Here is a 15,503-nt window from a genome sequence, read left to right as displayed (position 1 = left end):
GTGCTCAGTAGGTGGGGGGCGCCATCGCCCACAGGACCCTGGCCTCGTCCACGCCCGTCATCTCGACGACGCGGTGCGGATCACTGCTGAGGTAATGGACCGAGTCGAGGGCACGGAGCCGGTGGTGCTGGTCGCGGACCCACACCTCCACCTCACCGGACAGCACGAGAAGGATCTCCTCGGAGCTGCCGTGGGTGTACGGCTCCACACCGGTGGAGCCGCCCGGGGCGAAGTGGCCGAGGAGCACTTCGAGGTGGTCGAAGGAGCCGGGGGTCAGCTTGATCTTCGTGGCGCCGTCGCCGAACGACATGCCGTGCGCGTCACGGAACCGCAGCACCGGGCTCGCGGCCGAGCCGCCCTGCTCGAAGAGGTCGCCGACACTCAGCTTCAGTACGTCGCACAGTCGTTGCAGTGTGCGCACGCTCGCGTTGACCTGGTCGCGCTCGACCTGCGAGAGATACCCCTCGGTGAGCCCGGCCTGCTCCGCCACGGCTTTGAGCGTCAGATGGAGGGCCCGTCTGCGGCGGCGCAGCCGGGCGCCTATACCGGCGGCGAAGCCTGGGCCGGACTGATCGTTGGACATGGACGGGAACTTAACAAGCCTTTGACGTCACCACAATGGTCTTGGGCCTCATCAAATTTTTCTTAGATGAGCGTGACGGGGCGATCCAGTCGGCATTCGAGGAGTTGCCCTCCCCTAGCCCAGGTCGAGCACCACGCGGCCGACCGCCGCACCGGTGCGCAGCCGCGCGACCGCTTCCGGCAGCTCCTCGATGCCGTACCGCTCGTGCGGGAGCGACAACTCGCCGGACGCCAGGTCGGGCAGGAGGCGTACGACGTCGGGGGCGACCTCCTTGCCGCGGCTGATCATGTTCACCGGGAGCAAGGTGACATCGGCGAGGAAGAAGTCGGCCAGATCCAGGCTGAGTTCGCGGCCCGCGGTGTAGCCGAGGAGGGCGGCGCGGCCGCGCGGACGGACCAGGGTGAGCGCGTCGCGCAGCACCGCACCGCCGACGGTGTCGATGAGCACGTCGACCGGGCCGCCAATCACTTCCGCGCAGAGGTCGGCGGCGAGGACCGGCTTGGCGGAGGCGGGCACCTGTCCCAGCTTGGCCGGGCGGCCGACCACGCCGATCACCTCGGCGCCGGCCCGGGCGGCGAGCTGCACCACCAGGGCGCCGACCGCGCCGGACGCCCCGGTCACCAACACCCGCTCACCCGACTGCACTTGGGCGATGGGGTGCACGGCGGCGAAGGCGGTCCCGACCGGTGAGAAGTAGATGGCGGCCAGGACCGGATCGGTGCCCTCGGGCATCACCTCGACGGCGGTGTCAGGCACCAGCAGATGCTCCGCCCAGGCTCCGTCACGACTGAGTCCGATCCCCTCGCCACGGACCCGGACGAGCGCGCCCTCTGGGTACACGGCAGAGGCGAGAACGGTGCCGCTGCCCTGAGTGCCGGGCACGAACGGCAGTTCGGGCAGGATGCCGAACTGTCCGTCGAGGATGTTCAGGTCCAGATGCGCGACGGTCGCCGCCCGGGTTCGGACCAGTGTGTGGCTGGGCCGCGGCGCGGGGACCGGCCGCTCGACCAGCCGCGGCAGGGTCCCGAACTCCTCCAGGACAAGGGCCCGCGACTCCTCCGGAACGAGGGCCTGCGAGGCGGAATCGATCGTGCTCACTCATTGTCTCCGTTCTCCCCGCGCCTCATACCTTAGCCCCGTACCTGCGCAGTACACGTACCGCTACCAGCCGCAGCACCCGGTCGTACACGAACCCGAGGACGCCGAGGGTGATGATGCCGACGAAGACCCAGTCGATGCGTCCGTAGTTGCGTGAGGTCCAGATCAGCGAGCCGAGGCCCACCTGGGAGGCGACGATCTCGGCCGAGACGATGGTGAGGAAGCTGTTGCCCATCGCGAGCCGGGCGCCGGTGACGATGTACGGGACGGTCGAGGGCAGCACGACCCGCTGCAGGATCTGCCGGCGGCTCGCGCCCAGGCTGGCGGCGGCGCGCAGCTTGGACTCGTTCACGGCCATGACGCCCGTGCTGGTGTTGAGCGTGACGATGAAGACGGCCGTGTAGAAGATCAGCACGACCTTCGACGACTCCCCGATGCCCAGCCACACCACGGCCAGGGTCACGAACGCGACCGGCGGGATGAAGCGGAAGAACTCGATGTAGGGCTCCAGGAGTTGACGGACGATCCGGATCTGGCCGACGAGCAGGCCGATCGGCGCACCGACCAGGATGCCGAGGCCCCAGCCGATCAGGATGCGGCGGCTGGAGGCGACGACGGAGTTGAACAGTGTGCCGTCGCGGGCGAGTTCCTTCGCGGCCGACAGCGTCTGCGCGGGTGAGGCGAGCAGCGACGAGCCGTACTTCATGGCGAGGAGCTGCCAGATGCCGAGGCCGACGAGGACGGAGAGGGTGTAGACGGCGAGGGTGCGCAGGCCGCGTACGCCGGGACGGGCCGTGGTGCCGGCCGTGGTGCGGCGCGGGGGCGCCTTCGGGTCGGCTGCGGTGAGGGTCATCGGGTTGCCTCCTCGGGGTCGAGGCCCTGGTCGCGCAGGGCCTTGCGGACCTCTTCGCCGATGTCGTCGCGCAGTTGTCGGCGTAGCTCGATCGCGGCCGGTTCGGTCTCGTCGCGGGGGCGCGGCAGGTCCACCTCGTACACGGACTTGATGGCGGCCGCGGGTCCCGCGGTCATGACAGCGACCCGGTCGGCGAGCAGGATCGCCTCGTCGATGTCATGGGTGACGAAGACGACGGTGCAGCCGGACGAGCGCCAGATGCGGTCCGTCTCCTGCTGGAGCACCTGCCGGGTCTGGGCGTCCAGCGCGCCGAACGGCTCGTCCATGAGGACGACTTGTGGCTCGTTCGCGAGGACACGCGCGATCTGGACGCGCTGCCGCATTCCGCCGCTGAGCTGCCCGGGGAACCGGTCCGCGCAGTGCCGCAGGCCTACCAGTGCGAGGAACTCGTCTGCCAGGCGGGCCTGTTCGGTGCGGGAGCGGCCGCGCATGCGCGGGCCGAAGGCGACGTTCTGGCGCACGGTGGCCCAGTCGAAGAGGGCCTCGCTGCTCTGGAAGACCATGCCGAGTTCGGGTCCGGGGCCGGTGATCGGCGCACCGTCCACCGTGAGGGCGCCCTCGCTCACCGGCACGAAGCCCGCCATGGCCGAGAGGAGCGTGGACTTGCCGCAGCCGCTCGGACCGAGCAGGCAGAGGAACTCGCCGGCGGCGATGTCGAGGTCGATGCCGCGGACGGCCTGGAAGGCGTCGAAGTGGATACCGACGCCTTCGGCATGCAGGGCGGCGCCACGCCCGTGGCCAAGCAGCTCCGCCTCTTTCGAGGGCTGTTGGGGTTCGGTCGTCCTGGTCATCGGGCTTCCTTCCTGTGCTCGGGCAGCCAGCCGCCGAGTACGGCCCGGTTCACGTCCGGTGCGGCTTTGACCTTGCCGGTGCTCGCGTAGAACTCGGCCGTGTTCCGATAGCCCTTCAGGTCGGCGGTGGTGAAGTCGCGGACACCGAAGTCGATCTCCCTGATGGCCTTGACGGTCTGCTCGGTGGGCACCTTCGCGGCCTCCTTGGTGGCCCGGGCGGCGGCGTCCGGGTCGCGCTCGGCCTGCTTCGTCGCCTCCGTGAGGGCCGCGGCGACCTTGGCCGCCGTGTCACTGTTGGCTTTCAGCCAGGGCGAGGTGGCCAGCAGCCACTGCTGGTACGACAGTCCGTAGTCCCCGGTCGTCGCCACGACACGCGCACCCAGTTCCTCTCCCTTGGCCGGCCAGGGCTCCCACAGGACGTACGCGTCGATGTCGCCCTTCTTCGTGAGGGCCGGAATCTCTGCGGGGTCGGCGGTGACGAGGTCGACCGTGGCGGGGTCGATGCCCCGCGACTCCAGGAAGCGGGTGGCGGCGAGTTCGGAGAGGCCCGGAACGACCGCCATCTTCCTTATCCGGGCCGGGGACTTCACGTGCGGGCCGAGGACGGCCTTGAGGTAGTCACCCGAGTTCTCGTACACGGCCAGCGCCCTGAGGTCCGGGTTCTGGGCGAGGACTCCGATGGTGGTGGTGTCCGAGTTGCCGGCCAGCTGCACCTGCCCGGCGGTGAGCGCGTCGACGCCCTCCCCGCCCTTCGCGAACTGGACGACATCGACGTTGACCCCGTGCTTTGCCCACAGGCCCTCGGCATCGGCGAGGAAGAAGGGCGCGAACGAGGCATCCACGCCGACGGCGATCCGGACGACAGGCCCGGGGGCGCCGCCTCCCGAGCCGCCCGCCGAATCGACGGTCCCCGCCGTACAGGCGGGCAGGACGAACAGGGCCGCGGCGATCGGGACGGAACGGGCCAGAGGGAATCTCGGACGTGACGCCGGCTGCATGGGCACCTCGGATCGGGTCGTGTGGCGACAGATTTCGGCTGAGAGAGGCAGGGGGATGGGGTGCGGGCCCGCGAGTCGGCGAAAGCTACTGCCCCCGGGCGCCGCGTCGCACGGCCGGCGGTCCGCTGAACGGACCGGACCGCGGCGGTGGAGGTCCGGCCCCCGGGGCGGGCGTCCCGCCTGGCGGACCGCCCCGGTTGAGCGGGCGGACGGGCGTTCGTACGCTCCGTCGATCCCCGGGCACGATCGGCAAGGAGCCTCGCATGACTGAACAGCCGACTGAACAGTTCACGTCCGACGAGCCGCCGTCGGTGCGACGCGTCGTTCTCGCGTCCGTGGCCGGCAACATGCTCGAGTGGTACGACTTCTTCCTCTACACCACGGCCGCGGCGATGGTTCTCGGCTCGGTCTTCTTCCCTTCGGACGGGAACCCGCTGCTCGGCACGATCGCGGCCCTGGCGGGGCATGCCGTCGGTTTCGCCGCGCGGCCCATCGGTGGCCTGGTGTTCGGGCACATCGGCGACCGGCGGGGGCGTAAGGCGGCGCTGCTGTCGACGATCTCCCTGATGGGCGGCGCCACGTTCTGCATGGGGCTGCTCCCGTCGTACGCGACTGCGGGCATCCTCTCGCCGCTGCTGCTGGTACTGCTTCGCATCCTGCAGGGCGCCGCGGCCGGCGGCGAGTGGGGCGGCGGAGTACTGATCATCACCGAGAACGTGCCGGCGAACCGCCGCGGTTTTCTCGCCTCGTTCAGCTCGTGCGGCATGGGACTCGGCTTCGTCCTGTCGTCGCTGGCGCTATGGCTGGCCGAGCGGGCGACCGGCGAGGCGTTCACCGCGTGGGGCTGGCGGCTGCCGTTCCTGGCCAGCGGCGTGATCTTCGTCGTGGGCCTGTACATCCGGCGCAACCTCGGTGAGACGGCGGGCTTCGAGGAGAAGAAGACGCACGAGGCGCGTTCGCCCCTGCGCGAGGTGCTGCGGCGTCACCCGCGCCAGATCCTGTTCGCCATGGCCCTGCGCTTCGCGGACAGCGGCGCCAGCTACATCTTCATGTCGTTCTCGCTCGTCTACGGGGCGTACATCGGGATCTCCTCGACCGTGCTGCTGTGGGCGGGAATCACCGGGATGCTGGTGGACTCGGTGATGATGGTCGTCTTCGGCAGGCTCTCCGACCGGGTGGGCAGGCGGCCCGTCTATCTCGGCGGAGCCATCGGCATCATGGTCTGGGCGGCCCCCTTTTTCCTGCTCATGGACACCGGGGAAACGGCCGCGGTGTGCCTGGCCTTCATCGTCGGGCACATCGCCATCGCCGCGATGATCGGGGTCCAGCCGTCGTACTTCTCCGAGCTGTTCAGCACCCGTACCCGCTACTCCGGGATGGCGATCGGCCACGAGCTGTCCTCCGCGGTGGCCGGTGGCCTGTCCCCGGTGGCCGCCACGGCGCTGCTCGCCGCCACCGGGCACTTTCTGCCGGTGGCCCTGCTCACTGCCGGGATGGCGCTGATCACGACTCTGGCTCTGGTCTTCGCCGGGGTCGGCCGGGCACAGGAGACGGAACCCGTCGCGCCCGCGCACGACGTCGCCACACCTGTTGCCTGATCTTTACACCGGGGTCCCTCTATGCAACACGGCCTTGTTGCACTTCAAATGGCATTTGCCGCCATTCGAAGGACGAGAGGACGCCGATGGAGACGTACGCCGACCAGGACACCGCCACGAGCGACCTGCTGCCCAACTCCGTCCTCGGGAAGGCGCAGCTGCTGCTCGCCGCCTTCGAGTCGGGTGCGGTGCGGCTGCGCCTGAGTGAGCTGAGCCGCCGCTCGGGCGTGCCGAAGGCGTCGGCGTACCGGCTGGCGCAGGAGTTGGTGCGGTGGGGTCTGCTCGACCGGCACGAGGAGACGTACCAGCTCGGTATGCGGCTCTTCCATCTCGGGCAGCGGGTGCCGGCCTCCGCGGTGCTGCGGTCCGTCGCGCGCCCGCTGCTCACCGATCTGTTCACCCGCACCCGCGCCACGATCCATCTCGCGGTGCTCGACGACGCCCATGTGCTGTTCCTGGAGAAGATCGCCGGCGAGGCGAACGTGCTGACGCATTCGCAGGTCGGCGGCAGACTGCCGGCGTCGTGCACGGCCACCGGGAAGGTGCTGCTCGCCACGGTGACGGGCGCGCGAGAGTACTCCGCCGGCGCGGACCTCGCGATGCTCACCGAGCAGTCCGTGCGTTCCCCCGACGTACTGAGGCGGCAGTTGCTCATCGTGCGGCAGCAGGGGTACGCCCATGAGGTCGGTGAGGTCCGGCCCGGCTATGCCTCTCTCGCGGTGCCCGTGGCGGGGCCGGGCGCGACGACGTGTGCGGCCCTGTCGGCGACGGCCCCGATCTCCGAGGTGTCCGTCGAGCGGCTGCTGCCCGCGCTGCGCACCACGGCGTCCCGTATCACCCGGGCGCTGGAGGCCGCCGCGATGCCGGGAGTTCACTGAGCGGAACAGGCCGGTGGCCACCCTGCCCCCCGGGAGGTGATCGTGAGGCTCCGCTCACGCAACGTTGGGGAGGAGCCGTGGTGGGAACAGCAGCAGACCCGTCGCCGCTGCGCGTACTCGATCTGACCGATGAACTGGCTTACCAGGGCGCCCGGTTGCTCTTGGGCCTGGGCGCCGATGTCGTACGCATCGAGTCCGGCGCGGAGCTGGACGCCGCGGCCAGGGCCCACTGGCACGCCGGGAAGCGCTGGGTGCGGGTCCCTGACGACGCGGCACTCGACGAGCTGGCGCGGGGCGCCGACGTCGTCCTGGAGAGCGGGCCCGCGGCGCGACTGCGCGGGGTACGGGCCGAGGACGGTACGTCGCGGTGGCCGCATGCGGTGCATGTGGTGGTGACGCCGTTCGGCCTGACCGGGCCGCGGCGCGACTGGCTCGGCAACGATCTGGTGCTCGCTTCGGCGGGCGGAATGACGTGGATGGGCGGCCGGTCCGACGGGCAGCCGAAGCCCCCGCCCCGCGAGCAGGCCCTGCAGACGGCCGGGGCGCACGCGGCGATCGGGGCGCTGCTCGGCGTGGTGGCCGGTACGCCTCAACTGGTCGACGTCTCCGTGCAGGAGGCCGTCGCCGCCACGCTGGAGACCGGCGCCCTCGCCTGGATCCACGCGGGGCGCCACCCGGTGCGCAACGGCGGCGTGTACGAGCACGTCGCCCATCGGATCTTCGAGGCTGCCGACGGGTACGTCGCCGGTGGCTACTCGGGCAGCAACCGCATGTGGACCGATCTGCTGGCGTGGATGGCGGAGCGCGGCGAGGCCGGGGACCTGGTCGAGGAGCGGTGGAACGACGCCGTGTTCCGCTGGCGGCAGCGGCCCCATGTCGACGAATTGGTACAGCGGTTCGCGAAGAAGTGGCCCGCCGCCGAGCTGGCAGAGGAGGCCCGGGCACGCGCCCTGCCCTGGGCCGAGGTGGTGACGCCGGACCGGCTCACGGACAACCCGCAGCTGCGCGACCGAGGTTCCCTCGTCACGGTCACCGGCGACGCACTGCCTCGGGGCGGCGTGCAGAACGTCGGCTTCCCGTGGACCCCGCTGCCGCGCCCGCTCGTGCTCGACGCGTTGCACGAGGCACCGCGGCCCGAGCGGCCTGAGCAGCCCGAGCGGCCCTGGCGGTCGGCGGCACCGCGCGGACTGCGCTCCGAAGGCACCAAGTCCCGTGCCCTGGAAAGGATCCGGGTCCTCGACCTGACCTGGGTGCTTGCGGGACCGTACGTCACCAAGCAGCTCGGCGAGCACGGCGCGGACATCGTCAAGGTCGAGTCGAAGCACCGGCAGGACCCGACGCGGTTCGCCCCGTCGATGCATCTGCGGCCGGGCACCGACCCCGACGGCAGTGGCTACTTCCTCAACTTCAACCGCAACAAGCGCAGCGTCGCCCTGAACCTGCGCACCGGCGAAGGACAGCGTCTGCTGCGGGAATTGGTGCCCCACTGCGATGTCGTCGTGGAGAACTTCAGCCCGGGGGTGCTGGCCCGCTGGGGCATGGACCACGCGTCGCTGCGCGCACTCAATCCGGACGTGATCCTGGTGTCGATGGCGGGTGTCGGGCAGACCGGGCCGTGGCGCAAGGCGGTGACGTTCGCGGACACTCTGGCGGCCATGTCCGGACTGTCCAGCGAGACCCGTGACCCGGGCGGCCCGCCGCAGGGCCTCACGTTCGGGCTCGGCGACATGGTCGCGGCCAACGCCGCCGTCCTCGCCACCCTGTTCCTGATCGCGCGCGGCAGCGGCGGGCACGTAGACCTGTCACAACTGGAGGCGATGGCCGCGACGATGGGGCCTGCCGCGCTGGAGCCGGTTCTGGGGGCGGGGCTGCCGGAGCCGCGGACCGGCGCGCACCCCAACCGGTCGCCGCACGCCGTGCCGCACGGGGTGTATCCGGCGGCTGGGGACGACCGGTGGGTGGCGGTCGCCGTGACGGACGACGCACACTGGCGCGCATTGACCGGCCTCATCGAACTCCCTTGCCCCGACGGAGACTTGGCGGTACGTCGCGTTCACGAGGACGACATCGACGCGGCGCTCGCCGCCTGGACGCGGGGCCACGACGCGCACCGCCTCGCGGCGCTGCTGCAGGGCGCGGGCGTGCCCGCGGCCGTCGTCGCGACCGGGCAGGACCTGGTCGAGGCCGACGAACACCTCGCCGCCCGCGGCTTCTATCCCGTACTCGAGCACCCCGTCGCCGGGCCGGTACCGCACGAGGGCATCGTCCCGCGCCTCGCCGGGACACCCGGGGCGCTGACCGCCCCCGCGCCGCTCCTCGGCCAGCACACCCGCGAGGTCCTCACGGAGCTGCTCGGCCTCGACGAGGAGCGCCTTGACGCGCTGGCGGCGGACGGGGTCACGGAATGACGCGGCCCAGCGCCGCGGACAAGCCGTGACCGGCTCCCTCTGGCCGGTTCCCCGTGACCAATCCCTAGACCGTACGACCCAGGAGAACACCCCATGACGGCAACGGCACCCTCCGTCCTCCACGTCACCCACGACGGCGCGGTGGCCACGATCCGCGTCGACCGGCCGAAGGCGAACGCCGTGAACCCGGCGATGATCGAGGAATTCCTCACGGTCCTCGCTCCCCTCGCGGCCGACCCCGAGGTCCGCTGCATCGTCATCACCGGCACCGGCCGGTTCTTCATCGCCGGCGCGGACATCGCCGTGATGCGTGACCTGTCGGCCGGCAACCAGGCGAAGATGCGCCGCTGGATCGATGTCCAGCGGGTCATCGAGCAGGCGCCGAAGCCGGTGGTCGCGGCGATCAACGGGCATGCCCTCGGCGGCGGTGCCGAGCTGTCGCTCGCCTGCGACCTGCGGATCACGTCCGCGGACGCCACGTTCGGGTTCCCGGAGATCAGGCTCGGCCTTTTCCCCGGGGCCGGCGGAAGCCAGCGGCTGCCGCGGCTCGTGGGGCCGCATCTGGCGAAGCGGCTGATGATCGAAGGCGAAAGCCTCGCCCCGGGCCGGGCGTTGGAACTCGGCCTGGTCGATCTCGTGGCGGAGCCCGCCGACTTCGACGCCGTCGTCACCGAGCAGGCCCAGCGGCTCGCCGCCCGTCCGACGGCCGCGATCGCGCTCCTGAAGCGGGTCGTGGACGAGGGGTACGGGCTCCCGGTCGAACAGGCCCTGGCGCGCGAGGAGAAGGGCGTGGCGGATCTGACCCGGACCGCCGACGCGGCGGAGGGCCTCCAGGCGTTCCTCGACAAGCGGGAGGCGGTGTTCACCGGCCGGTGACTCCCGGCGGGCGGTCCGGTCAACGGACCGACTCCGTTGGCCGGTTGACGGTGAGTGCGCACCCTCACCGTATGACACCCACGACGTCCACCTCCCCCACGACCACCACCGGCCCCGTCCTCGTCACCGGCGGCACCAGCGGCATCGGCCTCGCCGTCGCGGAAGCCGTCGCCCGCAGCGGCCGGCCCGCCGTGGTCATCGGGCGGACGGCCGACCGCTGCCACGCCGCCGAGATCGGCCTGAAAGCCACCGGCGGCCCGCACCTGGCCGTCGTCGCGGACACCACCGGCCCGGACGCCCTCGCGGCGGTCGTCGCCCGGGCCGCCGACCGCTGGGGCCCGGTCACCGGACTCGTCACGTGCGCGGGCCGCCTAGCCCGCGGCTCCGTCCTGGACCTGCCGACCGCCGAACTGCGCGCGGCACTGGAGACGAACGTCGTCGGCACCTGGCTGGCGATCCGCGCCGTCCTGCCGGGCATGCTGGACGCCGGTTTCGGCCGGATCGTCACGGTCGGCTCCGTCCTCGGCTCGACCGGCGCCCCCGAGCGGGCCGGATACGCCGCCACGAAGGGCGCGGTCGCCTCCCTCACCCGTAGCGCCGCGCTCGAACTCGCCGGCACCGGAGTGACCGTCAACTGCGTGGCCCCCGGCCCGGTCCGCACCCCCATGAACGCGGATGACACCGACGAAGCCGCCGACGCCGCTTTCACCGCCAAGGTCCCGCTCGGCCGCTGGGGCCGGCCCGAGGACATCGCGCACGCCGTCCTCCCGCTGCTCGCGCCCGGCTCCGCCTTCACGACCGGCACCGTCGTCCACGTCGACGGCGGATACACCGCCCAGTGACCCCGGTTCGCTGAGCGGACCACGGCGCTGGGCCGAAGGCGGCCACGGTGATGGGCTCGACCCCGCAGCACCCGGCAACGTAGGGAAGGACGCACATGTCAGCAGCACCGGAGAGCCACTACGCGGACGGCGCGGGGGTCCGCTACCACTACCACGACCTCGGCTCCGGACCGGACACCGTCTTCCTGCACGGCGGTGGCCCCGGGTGCACCGCGTGGAGCGACTTCGGACCCGTCGCCCCACTGTTCGCGGCCGACCGGCGCTGTCTGCTCGTCGACATCCACCAGTACGGCCGGTCGGAGAAGTCCCGGATCGAGGGGCCGATGTGGGATCACCACGCGGCCAAGACGGTCGGCCTCCTGGACACCCTCGGCGTGGACCGCGCCGACTTCGTGTGCAACTCCTGGGGCGGCACCATCGCGCTCAACCTGGCCGCGAAGTTCCCGGACCGGGTCCGCTCCCTCGTGATCACGGGCTCCATGCCGGTCTTCTACGGGCCGCTCGCCCCGCTCCCGGAGAGCGGCCACCGCGGCCGCACCGCCCGCGACGTGTACTACGGCGGCGAGGGCCCGACCCGGGAGAAGATGCGGCAGCTGATCACGAAGCTCGAGTGGTACGACGGCGAGAAACTCCCCGAGGAGACCCTCACCCTGCGCTACGAGCAGAGCCTCGACGAGGGCGAGCGCGCGCTCGCCGCGATGTCGGACTCGCCGCGCGGCGACTGGCAGGACCTGACCGACGAGCTCGGCCGGATCCAGGCGCCGACGCTGTTCATGTGGGGCATGCAGGACGCGTTCCTCACGCCGGACTACCCGCTGATGCTCGCGCGCATGGTCCCGAGCGGAAGCCTCCATGTGATGGACCACGCCTCGCACCACCTCCAGGAGGAGCGTCCCGAGGCGTACCACTCGGTGGTCTCCGGCTTCCTCCGCGCGCACTGACCCACCACACCACCGCACCGCACCCCCTTCTCTCTCCCGCTCAACTCCCGAACGGAGCAACCCCCGTGACCATCTGGACCGAGATCAGCCCGACGCCGTTCCGCGTCGAGTACGTCGATGCCGCCGGCGTGCCCACCCGCACCCTGCGCGCGGGCGACCCGGCCGCACAGGCCGTCGTCTTCCTGCACGGCACGAGCGGTCACCTGGAGGCGTTCGCGCGCAACATCACCGCGCACGCCGCGTACGACCTGCACGCCATCGACATGCTCGGCCACGGCTACACCGGCAAGCCCGACCACCCGTACGAGATCGCCGATTATGTCGCCCATCTCATCGCCTACTTCGACGCGGTCGGCATCGACAGCGCCCACATCGTCGGCGAGTCCCTCGGCGGCTGGGTCGGCGCCCGCGCCGCCCTCGACCACCCCGAGCGCGTCCGCAGCATCCAACTCCTGTGCTCCGGTGGCACGGTGGCCAATCCCGAGGTCATGAACCGCATCCGTACCAGCACCAGGAACGCCGTCGAGAACGACGACATCGAGCTGACCCGCAAGCGCATGCGGCTGCTGATGGCGGACGACGAGGACGCCACGGAGGAACTGGTCGAGGTCCGGCACGCGATCTACCACACGCCTGAGTTCGTGGCCGGCGTCGACAACCTGCTCTCCCTCCAGGACATGGAGCGCCGTCAGCGCAACCTGCTGCGCCCCGAGCACCTGGCCCAGATCACGCAGCCGACGCTGGTCGTGTGGGGCCGGCAGAACCCGTTCGGTGAGACACCCGAGGCGACCGCGATCCACCAGGCCGTCCCCGGCTCACAGTTGGAGCTGCTCGACGACTGCGGTCACTGGCCACAGCACGAGCAGGCCGAGCGCTTCAACGCCCTCAGCCTCGACTTCCTGCACAAGGCGGCCGCGTGATGCGCGCGGCACGGATCCACGCATGGGGCGCGGCACCGGTCGTCGAGGAGGTGCCCGAGCCGGTGCGCGGCGAGGGCGAGGTGCTCGTCCAGGTGGAGGCGGGCGGCATCGGTCACCTCGATGCTACCATCGCCTCCGGCGAGTTCGCGATGAAGCCGACCCCGCCCTACATCGGCGGGGTCGAGGGCGCGGGCACGGTCCTGGAGGCCGATGCCGACTCCGGCCTGGCGCCGGGTACCCAGGTCGTCCTGCGCGGCACCGGTCTCGGCATGCTGCGGGACGGTACGTGGACGGAGCGGATCAGCGTGCGCCGCAAGGCGGTCACCCCGCTGGAGGCTCCCCTCGAACCGGCCGTGGCGGCGAGCTTCTTCGTGCCCGCGACGACGGCGTACGTGGCGCTGCACGATGTCGGACGGGTCGAGAAGGGCGAGGAGGTCGTCGTCGTCGGCGCGGCCGGCGCGGTCGGCGCGATGGTCGCGCAGCAGGCGCTCGCGGCGGGGGCGCGGGTGACCGGCGTGGTCGGCCGGGCCGATCAGCTGGCCGATGTTCCCGAGGGAGTCGAGGCGGTGCAGCTCGCCGACGCCGAGGCCCTCGGAAAGGACCGCGCGGCCTCCCTCCTCGTCGACACCCTCGGCGGCGAGGGCCTGCTCGGCCGCAGCCGGTGGGTGCGGCAGGGCGGGCGCGCGGTCGTCATCGGGTACGTGGCGGGCCCTCGGGCTGAACTCGACCTGCCGAGCTGGCTGTTGGACGAGGTCGCGCTGCTGCCGGTCAACATGATCCGCGCGGAACGCCGGGCCCGCGAGGTGTCGCCCGACCTGGTGCGCCGCCTGTCGCAGGGTGAACTGACCCTGGCGGTCGAGAAGTTCGCACTGGACGACATCCCTTCGGCCCTGGACGCGCTCAAGGCGGGCCGTGTGAGGGGCAGGGCAGTCGCCCTGCCGAGCTAGTCGGAGCCGGTTCCCCCGCGCCCTGCCAGGGGCGCGGGGCTGTGTCGATGGGCGGCTCCGCCGCGTGAGCGCGAACAACCACGACGCCGCCTCACCCGGCAACGGATCCCCCGAGCCCTCACCCGAACCGATCGAACGTCCCCCCGGTCACGCCCCGCTCCCGCAGGACCCCCTTGCGCACCTTCCCGGTCTCCGTCAGTGGCAGCTCCCCCACCACATCCACGAACCGCGGCACCGCGAACCCCGGCAGCTCGGCCACGCAGTGCCGCACCACGTCCGCCGGCTCCAGGACGGAGTCCACCGGCACCACGGCCACCATCACCTCGTCCTCGGCGAGTTCCGAGGCCACCGGGAACGCCGCCACCGCCGCGACCCCCGGATGCGCCAGGACCGCGGCCTCGACCTCGTACGAGGAGATGTTCTCGCCGCGCCGCCGGATGCAGTCCTTGACGCGGTCGACGAACCGGAACCAGCCGTCGGGCTCCCGGACCACCCGGTCCCCGGTCCGCCGCCAGGCGCCCGGCGGTTCCTCGTCGCATCCCACGTAGCCGGTGGCGAAGGCGAAGGATTGCTCGGCGCGCACCATGAGCTCGCCGGGCGCGCCGTCCGGCACGGCGGCCGACGCCGCGTCGACGACCCGCGCCCCGAAGCCGTCCCGCACCTTCCCCATGTACCCGGGCCGAACATCATCGGGGGTGTACCCGATGACGAGATTGGTCTCGGTCGAGCCGAACCCGTCCACGAGCCCGACCCCGAACCGCTCCCGGAACGGCACCCACAACTCCCCCGGCGTGGCGGGCGCGAGAGCCCGCCACGCCCGATGCGCGCGGTCCCCGGGGCCCGCCGCCTGCGCGAGCAGCATCGGCACCATGGCCCCCAGCAGATACACGCACGTCGCATCGGCAGCCGCCACCCGTGCCCAGTACCGCGAGGCGGAGAACCGCCCGTCCACGACGACCGTCGCCCCCACCGTCATGGCCTGCGCCAAGCAGTTCAGTGCGTTCGTGTGGAAGAGCGGCAGGCACGTGTAGAGCGTGTCTTCGGCGCCGAGCCGCAGCGCGTCGGAGACGTTCCGCCCCCACCACACGAACTGGGCCTGCGGACAGCGCACACCGCGCGAGGGTCCGGTGGTGCCCGAGGTGAAGAGAATCGCGGCGGTGTCCCCGGGCAGCGACGGATATGCGTCGGCCTCGGCCGCCGCGAAGGGCACCGGCGCGTCCCGCGCGCCGACCGTCCACACCCGCCCGGTGTAGCCGACCTCCGCCACCCGATCAGCCAACTCCCCCTCCGCATAAAGGCATTGTGGCTGAGCGACGCTCAGTGCATGCCGCAGCAGGCGCCCGTGCAGTGCCGTGTTCAGCGGCACCACGACCGCGCCCAGCCAGGCACAGCCGAGGACGAGGTCGACCAGCTCCACCCGGTTGGACATCAGCGCGGCCACCCGGTCGCCGGGGAGGACGCCCCGCGCGGCGAGTGCGCCCGCCATCGTGGCCGCGGCCGACCGCGTCTGCTCGTACGTCCGCCGGACGGAGTCCATGCGCAGGAAGGTCCGGTCGCCGAAACGGTCGGCTGCAGCGTCGACGAGGCCGGGAAGCGTCATGCCGTTCATGGGCGGATGGTGTCCGCCGTCCAGTCCGCGTTCAAGAGCACTGGTTCGCTGACCGGTCCGTGCGGGGACCGGTCCGTTCACCGGAACAGGCCCATAGTCGG

The 15,503-nt window shown here is 71.7% G+C and carries 14 protein-coding genes; 8 read left to right on the top strand and 6 right to left on the bottom strand.

What is annotated here, in order from left to right; all coding sequences use genetic code 11:
• Positions 1-4: 4 nt before the first annotated feature.
• The 5 genes from CG723_RS33920 to CG723_RS33900 form a co-directional block, all read right to left on the bottom strand.
• Positions 5-583 (bottom strand): helix-turn-helix domain-containing protein, encoded by a 579-nt coding sequence (locus tag CG723_RS33920; RefSeq protein WP_100597337.1) that lies wholly within the window; start codon positions 581-583, stop codon positions 5-7.
• 114 nt (positions 584-697) lie between these two features.
• On the bottom strand, positions 698-1,681 hold the full coding sequence (locus CG723_RS33915) for a quinone oxidoreductase family protein (RefSeq protein WP_234374664.1): 984 nt from the start codon (positions 1,679-1,681) through the stop codon (positions 698-700).
• Positions 1,682-1,706: 25 nt separating this feature from the next.
• Positions 1,707-2,534 carry an ABC transporter permease gene (locus CG723_RS33910; protein ID WP_100597336.1) on the bottom strand — a complete coding sequence of 276 codons (828 nt, stop codon included), beginning with the start codon at positions 2,532-2,534 and terminating at the stop codon, positions 1,707-1,709.
• Positions 2,531-3,385, bottom strand: coding sequence for an ABC transporter ATP-binding protein (locus CG723_RS33905; RefSeq protein ID WP_100597335.1), 855 nt, complete (start codon positions 3,383-3,385; stop codon positions 2,531-2,533). The genes CG723_RS33910 and CG723_RS33905 overlap by 4 nt, the downstream gene beginning before the upstream one ends.
• On the bottom strand, positions 3,382-4,383 hold the full coding sequence (locus CG723_RS33900) for an ABC transporter substrate-binding protein (RefSeq protein ID WP_100597334.1): 1,002 nt from the start codon (positions 4,381-4,383) through the stop codon (positions 3,382-3,384). Before CG723_RS33900 ends, CG723_RS33905 begins: the two co-directional genes overlap by 4 nt.
• Positions 4,384-4,646: 263 nt before the next feature.
• Here CG723_RS33900 and CG723_RS33895 point away from each other — a divergent pair, with 263 nt between their 5' ends.
• The 8 genes from CG723_RS33895 to CG723_RS33860 all read left to right on the top strand — a co-directional run bounded on the left by CG723_RS33895 (position 4,647) and on the right by CG723_RS33860 (position 13,793).
• Complete coding sequence (locus tag CG723_RS33895; protein ID WP_100597333.1) at positions 4,647-5,981, top strand: MFS transporter; 1,335 nt, start codon at positions 4,647-4,649, stop codon at positions 5,979-5,981.
• A gap of 86 nt (positions 5,982-6,067) precedes the next feature.
• Positions 6,068-6,859: an IclR family transcriptional regulator gene (locus CG723_RS33890; protein ID WP_100597332.1), complete on the top strand. Its 792-nt coding sequence runs from the start codon at positions 6,068-6,070 to the stop codon at positions 6,857-6,859.
• Between the two features lie 80 nt (positions 6,860-6,939).
• Positions 6,940-9,267 (top strand): CaiB/BaiF CoA-transferase family protein, encoded by a 2,328-nt coding sequence (locus CG723_RS33885; protein ID WP_234374663.1) that lies wholly within the window; start codon positions 6,940-6,942, stop codon positions 9,265-9,267.
• Positions 9,268-9,360: 93 nt separating this feature from the next.
• Positions 9,361-10,143 carry an enoyl-CoA hydratase/isomerase family protein gene (locus CG723_RS33880; protein WP_100597331.1) on the top strand — a complete coding sequence of 261 codons (783 nt, stop codon included), beginning with the start codon at positions 9,361-9,363 and terminating at the stop codon, positions 10,141-10,143.
• Between the two features lie 71 nt (positions 10,144-10,214).
• Positions 10,215-10,985: an SDR family NAD(P)-dependent oxidoreductase gene (locus tag CG723_RS33875; RefSeq protein WP_100597330.1), complete on the top strand. Its 771-nt coding sequence runs from the start codon at positions 10,215-10,217 to the stop codon at positions 10,983-10,985.
• A gap of 95 nt (positions 10,986-11,080) precedes the next feature.
• A complete protein-coding gene (locus tag CG723_RS33870) occupies positions 11,081-11,926 on the top strand; it encodes an alpha/beta fold hydrolase (protein WP_100597329.1) in 846 nt (281 codons plus the stop codon).
• Between the two features lie 65 nt (positions 11,927-11,991).
• Complete coding sequence (locus tag CG723_RS33865; protein ID WP_100597328.1) at positions 11,992-12,846, top strand: alpha/beta fold hydrolase; 855 nt, start codon at positions 11,992-11,994, stop codon at positions 12,844-12,846.
• Positions 12,846-13,793, top strand: coding sequence for an alcohol dehydrogenase catalytic domain-containing protein (locus CG723_RS33860; RefSeq protein WP_100597327.1), 948 nt, complete (start codon positions 12,846-12,848; stop codon positions 13,791-13,793). Before CG723_RS33865 ends, CG723_RS33860 begins: the two co-directional genes overlap by 1 nt.
• A gap of 118 nt (positions 13,794-13,911) precedes the next feature.
• On the opposite strand, the gene CG723_RS33855 is transcribed toward CG723_RS33860, so the two are convergent.
• Positions 13,912-15,402 carry an AMP-binding protein gene (locus CG723_RS33855; protein WP_100597326.1) on the bottom strand — a complete coding sequence of 497 codons (1,491 nt, stop codon included), beginning with the start codon at positions 15,400-15,402 and terminating at the stop codon, positions 13,912-13,914.
• Positions 15,403-15,503 lie beyond the last annotated feature (101 nt).

The organism is Streptomyces sp. CB01635, from assembly GCF_002803065.1.
GTDB lineage: Bacteria > Actinomycetota > Actinomycetes > Streptomycetales > Streptomycetaceae > Streptomyces.
Note: the sequence above shows the minus strand (reverse complement) of the source record. Positions and strands in the feature narration are given on the sequence as shown.

What these genes read in the sequence shown, in the direction of transcription:
- CG723_RS33875 (WP_100597330.1), top strand. Translation starts at nt 10,215, where the DNA reads ATGACACCCACGACGTCCACCTCCCCCACGACCACCACCGGCCCCGTC.
- CG723_RS33890 (WP_100597332.1), top strand. Translation starts at nt 6,068, where the DNA reads ATGGAGACGTACGCCGACCAGGACACCGCCACGAGCGACCTGCTGCCC.
- CG723_RS33920 (WP_100597337.1), bottom strand. Translation starts at nt 583, where the DNA reads ATGTCCAACGATCAGTCCGGCCCAGGCTTCGCCGCCGGTATAGGCGCC.
- CG723_RS33860 (WP_100597327.1), top strand. Translation starts at nt 12,846, where the DNA reads ATGCGCGCGGCACGGATCCACGCATGGGGCGCGGCACCGGTCGTCGAG.
- CG723_RS33905 (WP_100597335.1), bottom strand. Translation starts at nt 3,385, where the DNA reads ATGACCAGGACGACCGAACCCCAACAGCCCTCGAAAGAGGCGGAGCTG.
- CG723_RS33880 (WP_100597331.1), top strand. Translation starts at nt 9,361, where the DNA reads ATGACGGCAACGGCACCCTCCGTCCTCCACGTCACCCACGACGGCGCG.
- CG723_RS33870 (WP_100597329.1), top strand. Translation starts at nt 11,081, where the DNA reads ATGTCAGCAGCACCGGAGAGCCACTACGCGGACGGCGCGGGGGTCCGC.
- CG723_RS33910 (WP_100597336.1), bottom strand. Translation starts at nt 2,534, where the DNA reads ATGACCCTCACCGCAGCCGACCCGAAGGCGCCCCCGCGCCGCACCACG.
- CG723_RS33900 (WP_100597334.1), bottom strand. Translation starts at nt 4,383, where the DNA reads ATGCAGCCGGCGTCACGTCCGAGATTCCCTCTGGCCCGTTCCGTCCCG.
- CG723_RS33855 (WP_100597326.1), bottom strand. Translation starts at nt 15,402, where the DNA reads ATGAACGGCATGACGCTTCCCGGCCTCGTCGACGCTGCAGCCGACCGT.
- CG723_RS33895 (WP_100597333.1), top strand. Translation starts at nt 4,647, where the DNA reads ATGACTGAACAGCCGACTGAACAGTTCACGTCCGACGAGCCGCCGTCG.